This window comes from Donghicola mangrovi, assembly GCF_013377535.1.
GTDB lineage: Bacteria > Pseudomonadota > Alphaproteobacteria > Rhodobacterales > Rhodobacteraceae > Donghicola > Donghicola mangrovi.
The window spans coordinates 136,970-152,198 of sequence record NZ_JABCJE010000007.1; the positions used below are offsets into that span (position 1 = coordinate 136,970).

Consider the following 15,229-nt stretch of genomic DNA (forward strand, 5'->3'; position numbering starts at 1 on the left):
GCTGACACGCATCGCGAAGGGAGGATCGCGACGGGTCGAGCGGCTTTGCTCTTTATTTTCCCAATCTTTGGGAGAAATCAGCTAGATGTAGCGTCTTTGCTGCATCTGCATCGATACTGCCTTTGGCTAGGCGAGTCTAAAAGGCGAAAGTTCCGAAAATCTTTGTTTTGTTCCCGAGAAAGTTGAATTTTCGCTGCAAGTGCACAAAACGCAGGCGTTAGAGGGCAGAGGGGTCAAAAACCGCGCCATCAAAGAAACGGTCACGCTCTAGCATCAGGGTGCCCTTGGCGCTGGCGGCGGGTTGGCGGAACTCGATTCCCCCTTCGACCTTTTGCGAGGCGCCGGGCAATTCGGCCGAGGTTTGCGCCAGCGCGCTGCGATAGATGTCCGTGCGATAAACCGTGCGGGCGGCGCTCATGGCTTCGGATTTGTCCAGCCCAAGGCGGCCTGCCATCCGCTGTGCAATCCAAGCGGCCTGAGAACGCCACGGGAAGTTCGCCGCCCCTTTGTTGAACTCGATAAAGTTCGGGAAAGAGCGTTCGTCGCCGTTCTGGTTGACGATCAGCTGACCGGCCAGAGTGCGGTCGATCACCTCGGAGGGGACGTTCAGCACATCTTTGCGGCTCAGTATCTCGGTGGCGGTGACGTGGCTGGCCGGATCGGACAGCCAGCGGCAGGCGCGCCAGACCGCGCGGATCAGGCGGTTGGCCAAATCAGGGCGCTGTGCCAGCCAATCGCTGCGCATCGCCAGAATTTTCTCGGGGGCAAAGTTCCAGATCGCGGCGGTCGGCAGAATCAATTCGCCGTAGCCACGGTTCACCGCAATAGACCCCCAAGGTTCCCCGACGCAGAAGGCGTCAATCTCGCCCGCCGCAACGGCATCGGCCATCAGCGGCGGCGGGACAGTGCGGATGTCGATCCCTTGGGGCGCGGAATAGCCCAGTGCGCCAAGCCAGTAATACAGCAGCTCCGCATGCATCGAGAACGGGAACGGCACGCCGATCCGCAGGCGATCCCCGGCGGACTTCATCATGGCGTGGCCGGTCGCGGTGGCATCGTGGAAGTCGAGTGCGGCGCCGTTGCCGCGCATCCGGTCTGCCAGCGCGCGGCTTACGCCGATGACGTTGCCGTTCACCGAAGTCACCATCGCTGCATGAAGCGGGGCAGGCGCCCCACCCAGTCCCAGCGCCATGGCCACAGGCACAGGCGCCAACATGTGGGCCGCATCGACGCGGCCGAACACAACCATATCCCGCAGGCTCGACCACGATGGAGCGCGTTCGAATTTCAGGTCCAGCCCTTCTTGGGCGGCGAAACCCATTTCCTGCGCCATTAACAAAGGCGCCGAATCCAGCAGGGGGACAAAGCCCAGGGTCAGTTCCGATGTTCTCATCCCAGCAACCCCGCTGCCGTCACCAGCGCCGAGGCCACATCGACCACGCGCTTGTTCTGGTCCATCGCGGTTTTGCGCAGCAGGCTATAGGCGGCCTCTTCGTCGATCCCGCGGGCCTTCATCAAGAGGCCCTTGGCGCGGTCGATGATCTTGCGTTCCTCGAGCGCGCGCTTGGTGGTCTCCAGTTCCTTGCGGACGCGCTGGAACATGTGGAAACGGGTGATGGCGGCGTCCAGAATGGGCTTCACGCGGTCAGCGCGCAGGCCATCCACCACATAGGCGGAGACGCCCGCCTCGATCGCGGCCTTGGTCATGGCGTCGTCGGACTGGTCCACGAACATCGCCACAGGGCGCTCTAGCGGCGAGGATGCCAGCGACAGCTCCTCGATGATATCGCGCGAGGGGTTCGCCAGATCGACCAGCACCACATCGGGGTTAAAGGAGGTGACAGCGCGCGCCAGACCCGTGCTTTGGGCGATGACGCGAATGTCGTAGTGACCGGCAGCCTGAAGGCTGTCGATGATCTGGATGGCGCGGTCCTTGTCCGGTTCAACCAGCACAATGGATAAAGGGGTCGCTTCCGGCGGCATGGGCAATCGCACTCTGGGTGGCAGTTGTCAGTGTAGTGCCTGTTTTTCGGGCGCTTTGACAAACGAGACTGTATGGAAAAGCCCGCCGAAACAGTATCTTTCGGCGGGCTGACTGTTTTTTGTGCAAAAGGCAGCGTTCAGAGGCGCCGCAGGTCCAGTGTCATCGGGAAATCCGGATGGGTCCCCAAGTATTGCGGTGTCTGGCCCGGCCACAGGTCCGCCCCCGGGAAGAAGCGCGCCATACGGCGGCCTTCGGCCTCGAGCGCGTTGATCGGGCGGAAGTCATGGGACCGCCCTCCGGGGTGATAGGTGTGATAGGTCGCACCGCCCACAGACACGCCGCTGAACGGATCGTAGATAACCAGACGCAGGGGCCCGTGGGCCGGAATGGTCGGGTGCAGAGCCTTCCACGGCTGCCACGACCGGAACCGGATGCCCGCGATATGCGATCCATCGGCCATCTTTTTCACCGGAACCACCACGCCGTTACACAGCAGCTGATAGCGGCCCGCGTCAAAGTTCTCGAGCTGGACCTCGATCCGCTCGACCGAGCTGTCCACATAGCGGGCGGTGCCGCCGGGGATGCCCTCTTCGCCCAAGACCAGCCAAGGCTCGATGGCATTGCGGACGGTCAGGGTGGCATCGCCGACCTGAGACACACCCGCCACGGGGAAGCGGAAGTTCAGCTGCGCCTTGTACCATTCGATATCGAAGGGCACGCCGTGGGCGCGGGACAGATCGTTGAGAACGGTCTGGAAATCCTCCCACAAGGGTGTCGGCAGCAGGTAGCTGTCATGCAGATGCGTGCCCATCGGTTTCAGCGAGCCGCGATAGGGCTCTTCCCAGAACCACGCGATCAGGCCGCGGATGATCAGGGCCTGCGCCATGCTCATCTGCCAATGGGGCGGCATCTCGAACCCGCGGAACTCGACCAGACCCAAGCGGCCGGTGGGGCCATCGGGCGAGTACATCTTGTCGATGCAGATCTCGGCGCGGTGGGTGTTGCCTGTGCTGTCCACAAGCAGGTTGCGGAACAGGCGGTCCACCAGCCACAGGGGCGGGTTCTGGCCCAGACGGTCCAGTTCCTTGAGCGCGATCTCCATCTCATAGAGCGAATCGTGCCGTGCCTCGTCCAGACGCGGCGCCTGAGAGGTCGGCCCGATGAACAGCCCCGAGAACAGATAGGACAGCGACGGGTGGTTCTGCCAATAGCGGACGATGGACCCCAGCACATCGGGACGGCGCAAGAAGGGGCTGTCTTCGGGGGTGTTGCCACCCACAACGATGTGGTTGCCGCCGCCCGAACCAACGGGGCGACCGTCGATCTGGAAGGTGGTCGAATCCAGACCGCACTGGCGGGCCTCTTCGTAGAGGGCCTCGGTGATCTGGCATAGCTGGCCCCAGTTGTGGGCGGGGTGAATGTTCACCTCGATCACGCCGGGGTCAGGAGTGACCTTAATCACGTTCAGGCGCGGGTCGTGCGGGGGCTCGTAGCCCTCGATGCGGACGGTTTCACCGCTGGCGGCTGCGGCCTCTTCGATGGCTTCGATCAGGTCGATATAAGCCTCGCCCGAGGCGGTCGGCGGCAGGAATACCGTCAGCTTGCCATCACGGGGTTCGACCGACAGCGCAGTGCGAGAGAAATTGCCGGGGCTGGAAATTAGCGAGCCCGAACCCACCCAGTCCTGCTGGCTGCGCAGGCGCATCTGGCGGATCGTGTCGATGGACTGCTTGTCCAGATCTGCCTCGGTCTCGGGGTCCAAATCGCGGGGCTGGGTCATCGGATCGCGGTACATCGGGAAATCCGCGGCCGGGTACGCATTCAGCGAGTTCAGCGGCAAACGGAAGCCCGCGGGGCTGTCACCGGGGATCAGGAAGATTTGCCCACGGCGCATGGTCCAACGGGTCGCGTGCCAGCGGAAGCGGCGCTTCTTGCGCTTGTCCTCGGCCTGAGCCAGTTGCAGGGGCAGAACGTAGGCAACGGGGTCCTTGAAGCCGCGGTCGAACACGCGGGCCAAACGCTGACGGTCCACCGGATTTTCCAGCCGGTTGTCGGCGGGGGTCAGGTCGGCGGGCAGCTTGTGCTCCATCTCCATGAACTCGAGCGGGTCTTCGTAGGCGGGCATCGCTGCCTCGGGGTCCACGTCCAGCGAATTGGTCAGGGCCGCCATAAAGCGGGCCGCCGAGGCGTGGTCGGCATTCGTCTGCTTCTCTTCCGAGATCAGGTTCACATCCGACCAGATTGGCGCGCCATCCCCGCGCCAGATCAACGAGAACGACCAGCGGGGCAGGGGTTCACCGGGGTACCATTTGCCCTGACCGTGGTGCAGCACCCCACCGGGGGCGAAACGGTCGCGAAGGCGGCGGATCAGGCGGTCAGCATAGTCGCGCTTGGTCGGGCCAACGGCGCCGACGGTCCATTCCTCGGCGTCGCGGTTCATCTCGGCGACAAAGGTCGGCTCGCCGCCCATGGTGAGGCGCACGTCATTCTTGGCCAGCTTGGCGTCCACCACGTTGCCCGCGCGGTCGATCTCGGACCATTGGGTCGGGGTCAGGGGGCGGGTGATGCGCGGGGGCTCGGCGATGCGGGTGACCGACATCTCGAAGTCAAAGCTGACCTCGGCGGGTTCGTGGGCGCCGCTGATCGGAGCGGCCGACGACGGCGAGGGGGTGCAGGCCAGCGGGATGTGGCCTTCGCCTGCGAACAGACCCGAAGTCGGGTCCAGACCGACCCAGCCTGCGCCGGGCAGGTAGACTTCGCACCAGGCGTGCAGGTCGGTGAAATCCTCTTCGGGGCCCGAGGGGCCGTCCACGGCTTTCAGGTCGGCGGCCAGCTGGATCAGGTAGCCCGACACGAATCGTGCGGCGAAACCGAACCGGCGCAGCATGGCCACCATCAGCCACGCGCTGTCGCGGCAGGAGCCCAAAGCCTTGGTGATCGTTTCACCGGGGGTCTGGACACCGGGCTCCATCCGCACGGTGTAGGCGATGGCCTGCTGCAGGTAACTGTTTAGCGAAACCAACCAATCAATTGTTACACCCTCGGGCTGGGGTGCGTCCTTCATGACTTGCTCGAAAGCGGCGCGATGCTCGGCCGAATCATTCGCTTGATCGACCTGCGCCAGATAGGGCGCCAGATCGACAGTCAGGTCGCGGCCGTAATCAAAGGGAACCTCGGTCGCAGTCTCATCAAGGAAGAAATCGAACGGGTTAATCGCCACCATTTCAGCGACCAAAGTCACTGTGACACTGAGTTCTTTGGCTTTTTCCGGAAATGCCAGACGCGCCTGCCAGTTTGCGAACGCGTCCTGCTGCCAGTTCATAAAGTGATCTGCGGGCGTAATTTGCAGGTCATAACTCTTGATCGGGGTCCGCGTATGAGGCGCGGGCCTCAGACGGACAATATGGGCCCCAAGGCCGACCAACTTGTCATACTGATAGGTCGTGCGGTGTCGGAGCGAGACAGTAATTGTCATATTTTTAGGCGGTCCGTGCGTTTAGTGAGCAAAATCTATTAAGGGGCGCTTGATGTCCGACCGCAAACCTGCACCACTCTTATCAAGATAGCCAGAATAAACGGGGGGTTGAGTGGTCGCCTATTACGACGAAATGAAAGACCGCGCAGGAATTAAGCCTGCATATGCGGATGTCGCTCGCTGGGCCGAAGAAACCTCTTCGGATGAATTGCGCCAGCGCCAGAGCGAGGCCGAAGGTCTGTTCAGAAGAAACGGTATTACGTTTGCAGTTTACGGCGAGGGTGGTGATCCCGAGCGGTTAATTCCTTTTGATCTGATGCCGCGCGTTTTTTGCGCCAAGGAATGGGATGTCATCGAGCGCGGCTCGATCCAGCGCGCCCGCGCCCTGAACGCGTTTTTGAACGACGTTTACGGCAAGCGCGAGTTCATCAAGGCCGGTAAAATCCCCGCCCGTCTGGTCGAGGGCAACCCCGCCTATGAACCCATCATGCAAGGCATCAAACCTGTCGGAGAGATTTTCTCGCATATTATCGGGGTGGATCTGGTCCGCACCGGTCCCGATGAATTCAACGTGCTGGAAGACAACTGCCGCACGCCGTCGGGCATTTCCTATGTTCTTCAAAACCGCGAAGTGATGCAGCGGATTATGCCGGGCATGTTCCGCAGCGGGCAGATTCGCCCCGTGGACCATTACGGCGACATGCTGGCTGCCGCGATGCAGTCTGTGGCCCCCGATGATTGTGACGGGCGTCCCACGCTGGCGATCCTGACACCGGGCCATTTCAACTCGGCCTATTTCGAGCACAGCTTCCTTGCCGACATTATGGGCATCGAACTGGTCGAAGGGCAGGACCTGTTCGTCGAGAACGACATGCTGTTCATGCGCACCATTCGCGGGCCGGAACGCATTCACGTCCTGTACCGCCGGATTGACGACGCGTTCCTTGATCCCGAAGCCTTCCGCGAGGACAGCATGCTGGGGGTTCCCGGCCTGATGCGCGCCTACAAGGCGGGCGGCGTGACCATCGTGAACGCCCCCGGCGCAGGCGTGGCGGACGACAAGGCAACCTATGTCTATGTCCCCGAGATGATCCGCTTCTTCCTGGGCGAAGAGCCGATCCTGCCGAACGTCGAAACATGGCAGTGCGCGGACGAATCCGAATTCAAATACGTCATGGACAACCTGCCCGAGCTGGTCGTCAAAGAGGTGCATGGATCGGGCGGCTACGGCATGCTGATCGGCCCCAAATCCACCAAGGAAGAGATCGCCAAATTCGCGGAACTGATCCGCAAGAATCCGGCGAACTACATCGCGCAGCCGACGCTGGCTCTGTCCACCGTCCCGTCGCTGGTGAACGAGGGGCTCGCCCCCCGTCACGTGGACCTGCGTCCCTTTGTAATTTCGGGCAAAGGCAAGACTGACTTGATCCCCGGCGGCCTGACCCGTGTGGCGCTGCGCGAGGGATCGCTTGTGGTGAACTCCAGCCAAGGCGGCGGGGTCAAGGATACGTGGGTTCTGCGAGGGGAGCGTCTGTGATGCTGAGCCGTACCGCACAAGGTTTGTACTGGATGTCGCGCTATGTGGAGCGCGCCGAAAACAACGCTCGTCTGCTGGACGCCGGCCGCCGCATCGAAGGGCTGCCGGGCGCCGAGGCTGCGGGCAACACCGAATGGCCGTCGATCATCATCGCCGCCGGCTGCCGCGAGACCTTTGGCGAAGAGCGTCTGGACGAGGCGGATCGCGACAGCGCGACCTTCCATCTGGCGTTCGATCCCGAAAACTCGTCGAGCATCCTGTCGTGCTTTGCTGCGGCCCGTGAAAACGCCCGTGCCATGCGCGGCGCCGTCACGTCCGAGGTCTGGACCGCCATCAACGGCACGTGGTCCGAGCTGCGCAAGCTGGACATGAAGGCAGTGGACGAACGCCGCTACGCCGACTTTATCGAAAGCGTTCTGGGGGCCAGCTTCCATTTCCGCGGCGCGATCAACGCGACCCTGCTGCGGGACGAGCGTCTGTGGTTCATCGAACTGGGCAAACACATTGAGCGCGCGGATGCGACTGCCCGTATGCTGGACGTGAAGTACCACGTGCTGCTGCCCAAAACCGACGAGGTCGGCGCTGGTCTGGACTTGCTGCAATGGCAACAGATCCTGCGGGCGGCGAACGCGCTGCGGGCGTTCCGCCATGTGTACCGCGAACAGGTCAGTGCGCCCCGCGTCGTGGACCTGCTGGTGGTGAACAGCCAGTCGCCGCGCTCGCTGCGTTATACCTACGAGGCGATCTGCGACAACATCGACAATATCGGCGTTCATACCAAGGCTCAGCGCGCTGTGGCCGACCATGCCCGTGAAATCCGCGATCGTCTGCGTGTGGCCGATGCCCATGACATCATCGACTTTGGCCTGCACGAGTGGCTGACCGACATGATCATGGAAACCAACAAGCTCGCGAATGCCCTAGGGGAAAGCTACGGCTTCTTCTCGCAGGTGGATCGGGACGCCGCCGACGAGGAAGTAGAGGATAGCAGCAAATTGGAGACCTGCACCCAGTAGAAGTGCCCCCTTGTTTTGCATGGGCGGCGCGGATATTTGGGGGGCTTGGTATCCTCTGGAGGATTTGTTGTGACCTACTGTCTGGCGATGCTGCTGAACGAAGGTATCGTGTGTCTGTCCGATACGCGCACCAACGCTGGCTTGGATAATATCTCCAAGTTCCGCAAAAGCTTCACCTGGGAGGTCCCCGGGGATCGCTCTATTGTCCTGATGAGTGCGGGCAACCTGGCCATCACTCAGGCGGTGGTCGGTCTGCTGCAGGAAAACATCGACAACCCGCAGCCTGGGATCGAGACCCTGCTGTCGGCCCAATCGATGTTTCGCGTGGCCGAAATCGTGGGCGATGCGATGCGTGCGATCCAACAGCGTCACGGTTCGGCCTTGGCGCAGATGGGCGAAAGCTCTCTGGCGTCGATCATCGTGGCCGGTCAGCGCGCGGGCGGACGTCCGCGTCTGTTCCACGTTTACGCTGCGGGCAACTTCATCGAAGCGACCGAGGACAGCCCCTATTTCCAGATTGGCGAGCATAAATACGGCAAGCCGATCATCGACCGCGTGATCACCCGCGAGACTCCGCTGAAAACGGCGGTTACGGCGGCGCTTCTGTCGATGGACTCGACCCTGCGGTCGAACCTGTCGGTGGGGATGCCGCTGGATCTGACGGTTCTACGGACGGACGAATTCTCGATCTCGGACCAGCGCCGGATCGAGGCGGACGATCCCCAGTTCGACGCATTGTCCAAGGGTTGGAGTCAGGCCCTGCGGGATGCGTTCGACGAGATGGACGCGCTCTGGAACTAAAACGTTGGGGGCCTCTCGGCCCCCTTTGTTTATTCGTCGGTCAGGGTGGCGCGGCCCACGGGTTCGGGGACTTTGGCCAGCGGACCGTCTGCGGACAGGATGATCACGTCGCCCGCCGCGATGGCCGCGGTGATCCGCGCTCCGGCGGCCCCCAGATAGTTGAAGCCATCCGCGGTCTGCTTCCACAGATGCAGCGTGGTGTCGCCGCTGCTCTTGACCTGCAGGGTGCCGGCGCGGGTGTTCCATGTCACCGTTGCCTCGCCATAGCGGGTTTCGACCACATAGGTTTCGGTGTTCAGCGCACGGGACAGCAAATAGGCCGACAGCAGCACGGCCTTGACGCCGACAATGCCGCCGACAATCGGCTTCCACTTCAGCTTGCCTTGGGCGGTCTTGACCTCTTTGCCGAAGAGAGCGGTCTGGATGCCAGCCAGCGCCTGCGGCGGGGCCGAAGCCGCCGGAATTTGCGAGATGGCACCAGAGAGGGTTTCCTCCCACCACCAGACGGCATCGTCAAAAGCGCGGTCCTCGCGCCTCAGGCGTTCCGCCCGCGTTTCGTCGGGGCCTTCGAGCAGGCCCATGGCCAGCTCTGCGGCCAATATCTGTCGTTCTTCACTCAGTAACATCGTCACCTCCCAGACAGGAGCGGAGTTTTAACAAACTTCGACGTAACCACGTTCGGACCGTATTCAGCGGGGACCCGAGGATGTCCGCGACCTCCTGATAGGAGAGCCCCTGAAGATACACCTGTACCACAGCGCGCGCCTGTTCGGCGGGCAGGGTTTCCAGACAGTGTAGCAGATCTTTTCTCATTTGCCATTGGTCGCTCGACGTCTGGCTGGGGTCTGCAATCTGATCCATCTCATCACTATCCGGTACATGCCTGCGCGCACTGCGCAGATGGTCAATGGCTACGTTTCTAGCAATGGTCGCGATCCACGCCTCGCCGCTACGGGACGGGTCAAATCGGGGCGCTCCACGCCATGCTTTCACGTATACGTTCTGCAACGCGTCTTCTGCGTCAGCCCGGTCGCGAAGAATTCGTAACAAAATCGCGAACACCTTTCCCGAGGTCATCCGATAGACACGATCAAGGGCCGCGCGTTCTCCCGTAGCCATCCGAGAGATTTCATGAGACACTTGATCTATCATCTATCGGGCTACCTTCTGGTGGGATCGATTAGGTGCATAACAGCAAGGGAGACGTCTGTAATGCAATCACTTCTTCAGGGGATGGACAAGGTCACCTTCCAGCTGATGGCAGTGGCATTTGTGGGTATCCATGTGCCGTTGTCAGTGCTTGTTGTGTACGGAATTGTAGTAGGTTTTCAGGGTCTTGTCGGAATTTTGCTCTTGGTTCTGGCCGCGACGCTGGTCTCGACGCTGGTCTCGCTGGTGGTCGTGTACCGGCTGGGTCAAAGCCGTCAGGACGCTGTCGCAAGTATGGGCTGACCGCAACCATCGGGTCATGGGTGACTTATCCCAAAGTTTAGCCACCCTTTGACCCGTGCAAAATACCGAAACAGACAGAGGCGCGGATGCGCCTCTTTTTGATTCGTCATAAGAGGTTTCACATTTTTCGTTGCCACGTGAAACTTGATTGGGGGCGCGGACGTCCTCATACCATAGCGACTGAAATTCCTCCCCAAGAGTGCAAAGCAGGTCTCCGCCACTGACCATTACTCAGCCGCTCTGGTCAGCGCTTTGCCAGCCCCGCTCTGATCTGCGGAATACGCGGGTCAGGGCGGGGTTAAACTTGCCGCCATCTTCGGTCATGCGTGTGATTTCGACCTGATCCCCTTCGGTGCGGATGATGGCGAAATCGTTCTGTTCGTTGCGCAGGCGCGTCGAAAGACCGGTGCCCACGTGGATATGAATGACCTGCCGCCCCCCGTGCCGTGCCGCAAAGGGCTCTGATCGCCAGCGGTGCAGGTGCCCCGTTAGCACCATGTCCAGACCGGCATGGGCCAGCTTGCCCATCGCCTTGGTCGCGCCCTTCATGCGGGCTTTGTCGCTGCTGTCGTCCTGATCAAAGGGGTGATGGGCCACCAATATCTTCAGCCCCTGCATCTGCGGAATGCGCCGACACAAACGGCTGACCTGAGAGGACGAGATGCTGCCCCGCTGCCAGTACCAAGGCGCAACGGTGTTGATGCCGGTGACGGTCATATCGGGGGCGCTGATTTCGGGGGTCATGTCCCGCGTGATGTAGCGTTTGTAGTTGCGGTAGGGGGTCAGAAACCTGCGCAGGGGGTTATGCAGGGGAATGTCATGGTTCCCCGGCACCACCAGCGTTGGCGCCGTGATCCCGTCCAGAAACGTCCGCGCTGCCAGAAACTGCGCGGATCGCGCCCGCTGGGTCAGGTCGCCGGACACCGAGACGATATCCGCCTTTTGCAGTTCCTCGAGCAGCGGGGGGATCAGTTCGGGGCGGTCCCGCCCGAAGTGCAGGTCAGAGATGTGGTAAAGGGTGGTCATGCCGGATCAGGCACCAGTACGTTCAAGGCATTGCGGCGCAGGGTAAATTTGAAGGGGGCGGTCATACGCTCTTTCTCGCCGTCGCGGGCGATCAGCATCGTGTTTTTGCGCGCGGCCTCAATGGTAATGGTCTGGCCAGTCACCAGTTGGAACTCTCGGCCATGAATGGCGCCGCCGCGGATCAGGTTCATGGAGTGGCGGGCCAACTCGCCCCAACGGGTGGCGTTGGTCAGGTACAGCGCGAGCTCTCCGTCGCGCACGGCCTCGGCCCCCTCGAGGCTAAAGGCCTCGAGCTGGTAGGCGCTGTTCGCCACGAATGCCAGGGCGGTCTTCTTTTCAAAGGTCTCGCCATCGACGGTGATTTTCAGGTGATAGGGGCGCTTCAGCCCCGCAAGCCCCAGCAGCACCGACCAATAGGCGGTGATCCGGTTGCGGCCCCACTTTTTATACAGGGACTCCCGTTCTCGCAGGATGGTCGGATAGATCCCGAGGCTCGCGTTATTCAGGAAAATGCGTCCGTTGATGTCGCCGATATGCATCGTCTGGACCGAGGATTGCCCCAGCGCGGACACAGCCTCGGGGATGGTTTCGGGCAGGCCGAGCCCCCGCGAGAAATAGTTGAAGGTGCCCATGGGCAGAACGCCCATCACCACGTCGGTCTCCATCAGGGCGGTTGCGACACCGGCAATTGTGCCGTCGCCACCGGCGGCGATGACGGTCGAATAGCCCTCTTTGATCGCCTGATTGGCCAGCTGCGTCGGAGAGGCATCGCGCGACACCTGCTTGATCTCGCAATTGCCGCCAAGGGACTGCTGGATCATGCCGCACAGGTCGGGAGTTTCGGGCTTGGTGTCCTTTTTCCCCGAACGCGGGTTGAGAACGACACAAACGTCCCCACCTACAGAAGCAGCGGTATGGGTTTTCTGAAATTCTTGGACTGCGGTCATGTTCATTTTGGAACCTGAAGCAAAAAAGAAAGGTTTCCAAAGGAACGCTTCACCGCGCTGGCGGTTCCTTGAAACAGACAGATTTTCACCGGTTCGTATTCGGAGAAGGATAATTACGATGATGGAATATTCGGGAATTGGCGGCTTTATCGTGCTGGTGCTCGACATCTGGGCGCTGGTGTCGATCGTGGGCTCGCACCGTGGAACGGGCAGCAAAGTGATCTGGGTTTTGCTGGTGCTGTTCCTGCCGATCCTTGGCTTTATCCTGTGGCTTTTCTTCGGGCCCCGGTCGAAACGGATCTGAAATAAATTTTTACGAACACAGGAAACCAAATCGCGATTCCTGCGTTATAGTAACAGATATGCGGGACCATCCCTTGTCCCCCGCATTCCTGCCGGATGTCATACATTCCCAGATTTCTGGCGGCTCGTCCCAATCCCTTAACGGGAACTGCCCCGCCTTATGGCGGGGCTTTTTTTATTCAATCTCGGGATTTAGCGGCGGGTGGCGCGACCGGCCCGCATTCCGGTGACAAACCCTTCGGCGATTTGCGCCAGCACAAGGGCAGTGGGGTCAACGGCGGGGGCATGGTGGTGATGGTGGCGGCTGCGGCTTGGCATAGCCACGGCCATCATAATCAGGCCTACACCCACATAGAGGCCACCGATAATCGTAGCGGCCATCATGGCGCCGTGGGTGGCGGCGATCAGCATCCATAAGGCGGCGGTCAGAAACCCAATCCCGACCGCTACCAAAAGTCCGGCGACCGAAGTCAGCGCAAGACGCCCCACCGTGCGGCGCACCGAGCGCCGCAGGCTGTGGAGCAACATCATTACTTGCGGCCGGTCAGCATGCCAGCAAGGAAACCGGCGGCAACTGCGATACCCACGGCAGCTGCGGGCTGGCGGCGGATCGCGTCAGCGGCCTGTGCGCCGTACTCTTCGGCGGTCGCTTGGGCGTACTCGACCTGCTTGGCACCTTCGGCGCGCAGGGTGGCTGCACCTTCGCGGGCCGATGCGACAGCGGCGTCTTTTTTCGCCGAGCCGATCTCGGTCAGGGTGGTGGTGATGCGGCTGATATCTGCCTTCAGAGCGTCGATCTGAGCCGAAAGATCATTAACATCGGGGTTGGTTTTGGTCATAGCCATTTGGAAACCTCTTGAGTTGAATGCGTCGTTGAAAGCAGAACGCACGGGGCTCAAAAAGGTTCCCTATAGAATGAAATTCCACCCAGAAAATAATTGAGTCCGTTTCGGGGAACCATTTCCCTCTCGCTTACGTTGAGCAGCCAGATTTCATTCTTTGTCGAGAGGATAGACCAATGCTCTACTGGGCTCTTGTTTTCTTTGTTGTTGCACTTGTTGCCGGCGTGTTCGGTTTCGGCGGGATCGCCTCTGCTTCGGCGGGTATCGCGCAAATTCTGTTCTTCCTGTTCCTGATCCTGTTCGTGGTGACCCTGATTGCGCGGCTGGTGCGTAGCTAACGCTGCGCCCACCCCACATTCACACCTGACCGGAGAGGGATCATGAAAGATATTCTGCAAACCACCCCGCAAACCCAGGACGTAAACACCGGCGTGACCGAGCCTGCCTCGGTCGCCACCGGACTGGCCGATGTGTTGGCCGATACGTACTGCCTGCTGTACAAAACCCACGCCTACCACTGGAACGTAGAAGGACCGCTGTTCTACTCGATCCACCATCTGACCGAAGAGCAGTACGAAAACCTGTTCGAGGCCGCAGATGAACTGGCCGAGCGGATGCGTGCCTTGGGGGCTCTGGCGCCGATGACACTGTCCGAGATCGTTGAACGCTCGGTGATCAAGGATGCCGAAGGCACGCCCGACGCCCGCGCCATGATCGAAGAGCTGGCCAAAGATCACGAACGCATCGCATACCGGATGCACGCGCTGGTCGAACTGGCAGGCAAGGCGAACGACCCTGTGACCGACGACATGGCCACCGCGCGTTCGGCATTCCACGAAAAAGCAGCTTGGATGCTGCGGGCGATCGCGTCGGAGTAATCCGGCGCCACCGCCCCTCGGGGCCAATAGAAAACGCCCCGCAGTGACGATCCGCGGGGCGTTTCCTTTTACCACTTACAAGCTTTGAGCGGCTTACAAAAACCGGTTAGGCCAGCAGAGTTTCGGTGCTGGTAAAGAACATGGCCTGGCTCACGGCAGAGCGGACCTGATCTTCGGAATAGGGTTTGGTGATCAGGAACGCAGGTTCGGGGCGGTCGCCGGTCAGCAGGCGTTCGGGGAAGGCGGTGATAAAGACGACAGGACGATCACCAAGCTCGGCCAGAATTTCGTTCACCGCGTCGATGCCCGAGGATTTGTCGGCCAGCTGGATGTCGGCAAGGATCATGTCCGGCGGGGTGCGGCGCGCCAGTTCCACGGCGGCGGTCTTGGTGCGGGCAATGCCGGTAACCTCGTGGCCCATCTGGGCAACGATTTCCGAAATATCCATGGCGATGATGGCCTCGTCCTCAATGACCATGACGTTGCCAAGAATACCTTTGCTCATTTCATCACGGGCGATGTCCAGCAGGCTGGCAGCTTCGTCACCGGACACGCCGACGATCTCGCCGATCTGGTCTGCGGTAAAACCTTCGATGCTCTGCAGCAGCAGGGCTTCGCGGGTGCCCGAGGTCAGGCGGGACAAACGCATCTGAGCGCGGGCTTCGGGGCCGGTCAAATCAATGTCTGCTTCGATCGGCGCGCCCGAGGACATCCAGATCGAGTTGAAAGCTTTGAACAATGCCACCCGAGGCGAGGTCATGCGGTCAAAGATGGCAGGGTCGGCCAAAATCGCTTCGAGGGTGGTAATCGCGTACTTGTCACCAGTGGTCTGGCTACCCGTGAGCGCGCGGGCATACCGGCGCAGGTAGGGAAGGTCGGCTGCAATCTGTGCCGAGATATCAGGGGTCCCTGCGGTGCTAGACATTTCGTTCCTCAAAATTTTTGATCGTGTCGGGAACCTAATGCAA

17 protein-coding genes are annotated in these 15,229 nt (G+C 61.0%); 7 read left to right on the plus strand and 10 right to left on the minus strand.

The genetic code is table 11. The annotated features are described in order from the left end of the window. Positions 1-217 precede the first annotated feature (217 nt). The 3 genes from HJ536_RS14575 to HJ536_RS14585 form a co-directional block, all read right to left on the minus strand. Positions 218-1,393 (minus strand): CmpA/NrtA family ABC transporter substrate-binding protein, encoded by a 1,176-nt coding sequence (locus HJ536_RS14575; protein WP_177158264.1) that lies wholly within the window; start codon positions 1,391-1,393, stop codon positions 218-220. Next, positions 1,390-1,983: an ANTAR domain-containing response regulator gene (locus HJ536_RS14580; RefSeq protein WP_176855504.1), complete on the minus strand. Its 594-nt coding sequence runs from the start codon at positions 1,981-1,983 to the stop codon at positions 1,390-1,392. Before HJ536_RS14580 ends, HJ536_RS14575 begins: the two co-directional genes overlap by 4 nt. A 137-nt stretch (positions 1,984-2,120) precedes the next feature. Further along, on the minus strand, positions 2,121-5,459 hold the full coding sequence (locus HJ536_RS14585) for a transglutaminase family protein (protein ID WP_177158265.1): 3,339 nt from the start codon (positions 5,457-5,459) through the stop codon (positions 2,121-2,123). A 133-nt stretch (positions 5,460-5,592) separates the two neighbouring features. Here HJ536_RS14585 and HJ536_RS14590 point away from each other — a divergent pair, with 133 nt between their 5' ends. From HJ536_RS14590 to HJ536_RS14600, 3 genes are all read left to right on the plus strand, one after another. Further along, positions 5,593-6,996, plus strand: a complete 1,404-nt coding sequence (locus tag HJ536_RS14590; protein WP_177158289.1) for a circularly permuted type 2 ATP-grasp protein — start codon at positions 5,593-5,595, stop codon at positions 6,994-6,996. Continuing rightward, positions 6,996-8,012 (plus strand): alpha-E domain-containing protein, encoded by a 1,017-nt coding sequence (locus tag HJ536_RS14595; RefSeq protein WP_177158266.1) that lies wholly within the window; start codon positions 6,996-6,998, stop codon positions 8,010-8,012. Before HJ536_RS14590 ends, HJ536_RS14595 begins: the two co-directional genes overlap by 1 nt. 69 nt (positions 8,013-8,081) lie before the next feature. Then, positions 8,082-8,813 carry a proteasome-type protease gene (locus tag HJ536_RS14600; RefSeq protein WP_176855507.1) on the plus strand — a complete coding sequence of 244 codons (732 nt, stop codon included), beginning with the start codon at positions 8,082-8,084 and terminating at the stop codon, positions 8,811-8,813. 29 nt (positions 8,814-8,842) lie between these two features. Here the strand turns inward: HJ536_RS14600 and HJ536_RS14605 are convergent, their stop codons facing one another. Together HJ536_RS14605 and HJ536_RS14610 are read right to left on the minus strand one after the other, a co-directional pair. After that, on the minus strand, positions 8,843-9,439 hold the full coding sequence (locus tag HJ536_RS14605; protein ID WP_177158267.1) for a hypothetical protein: 597 nt from the start codon (positions 9,437-9,439) through the stop codon (positions 8,843-8,845). Beyond that, on the minus strand, positions 9,426-9,965 hold the full coding sequence (locus HJ536_RS14610) for a sigma-70 family RNA polymerase sigma factor (RefSeq protein WP_176855509.1): 540 nt from the start codon (positions 9,963-9,965) through the stop codon (positions 9,426-9,428). The genes HJ536_RS14605 and HJ536_RS14610 overlap by 14 nt, the downstream gene beginning before the upstream one ends. Positions 9,966-10,025: 60 nt before the next feature. On the opposite strand from HJ536_RS14610, the gene HJ536_RS14615 reads away from it, so the two are divergent. Next, complete coding sequence (locus HJ536_RS14615; RefSeq protein WP_176855510.1) at positions 10,026-10,265, plus strand: hypothetical protein; 240 nt, start codon at positions 10,026-10,028, stop codon at positions 10,263-10,265. A 231-nt stretch (positions 10,266-10,496) separates the two neighbouring features. Here the strand turns inward: HJ536_RS14615 and HJ536_RS14620 are convergent, their stop codons facing one another. Together HJ536_RS14620 and HJ536_RS14625 are read right to left on the minus strand one after the other, a co-directional pair. Continuing rightward, positions 10,497-11,291 (minus strand): metallophosphoesterase family protein, encoded by a 795-nt coding sequence (locus HJ536_RS14620; RefSeq protein ID WP_177158268.1) that lies wholly within the window; start codon positions 11,289-11,291, stop codon positions 10,497-10,499. Next, positions 11,288-12,238: a diacylglycerol/lipid kinase family protein gene (locus HJ536_RS14625; RefSeq protein WP_177158269.1), complete on the minus strand. Its 951-nt coding sequence runs from the start codon at positions 12,236-12,238 to the stop codon at positions 11,288-11,290. The genes HJ536_RS14620 and HJ536_RS14625 overlap by 4 nt, the downstream gene beginning before the upstream one ends. Positions 12,239-12,356: 118 nt before the next feature. On the opposite strand from HJ536_RS14625, the gene HJ536_RS14630 reads away from it, so the two are divergent. Then, positions 12,357-12,542, plus strand: coding sequence for a PLD nuclease N-terminal domain-containing protein (locus HJ536_RS14630; protein WP_228028732.1), 186 nt, complete (start codon positions 12,357-12,359; stop codon positions 12,540-12,542). 191 nt (positions 12,543-12,733) lie between these two features. Here HJ536_RS14630 and HJ536_RS14635 read toward each other — a convergent pair whose 3' ends face one another. Then, a complete protein-coding gene (locus HJ536_RS14635) occupies positions 12,734-13,072 on the minus strand; it encodes a phage holin family protein (protein WP_177158270.1) in 339 nt (112 codons plus the stop codon). After that, complete coding sequence (locus HJ536_RS14640; RefSeq protein ID WP_176855514.1) at positions 13,072-13,386, minus strand: DUF883 family protein; 315 nt, start codon at positions 13,384-13,386, stop codon at positions 13,072-13,074. Before HJ536_RS14640 ends, HJ536_RS14635 begins: the two co-directional genes overlap by 1 nt. 173 nt (positions 13,387-13,559) lie before the next feature. Here HJ536_RS14640 and HJ536_RS14645 point away from each other — a divergent pair, with 173 nt between their 5' ends. Then, positions 13,560-13,721, plus strand: a complete 162-nt coding sequence (locus HJ536_RS14645; RefSeq protein ID WP_176855515.1) for a DUF1328 domain-containing protein — start codon at positions 13,560-13,562, stop codon at positions 13,719-13,721. Between the two features lie 42 nt (positions 13,722-13,763). Continuing rightward, the gene (locus HJ536_RS14650) at positions 13,764-14,261 is read left to right on the plus strand and encodes a Dps family protein (RefSeq protein WP_176855516.1); all 498 of its coding nucleotides are present in this window, start codon (positions 13,764-13,766) and stop codon (positions 14,259-14,261) included. Positions 14,262-14,367: 106 nt separating this feature from the next. Here HJ536_RS14650 and HJ536_RS14655 read toward each other — a convergent pair whose 3' ends face one another. Continuing rightward, positions 14,368-15,186: a response regulator gene (locus HJ536_RS14655; RefSeq protein ID WP_176855517.1), complete on the minus strand. Its 819-nt coding sequence runs from the start codon at positions 15,184-15,186 to the stop codon at positions 14,368-14,370. Positions 15,187-15,229: the final 43 nt, after the last annotated feature.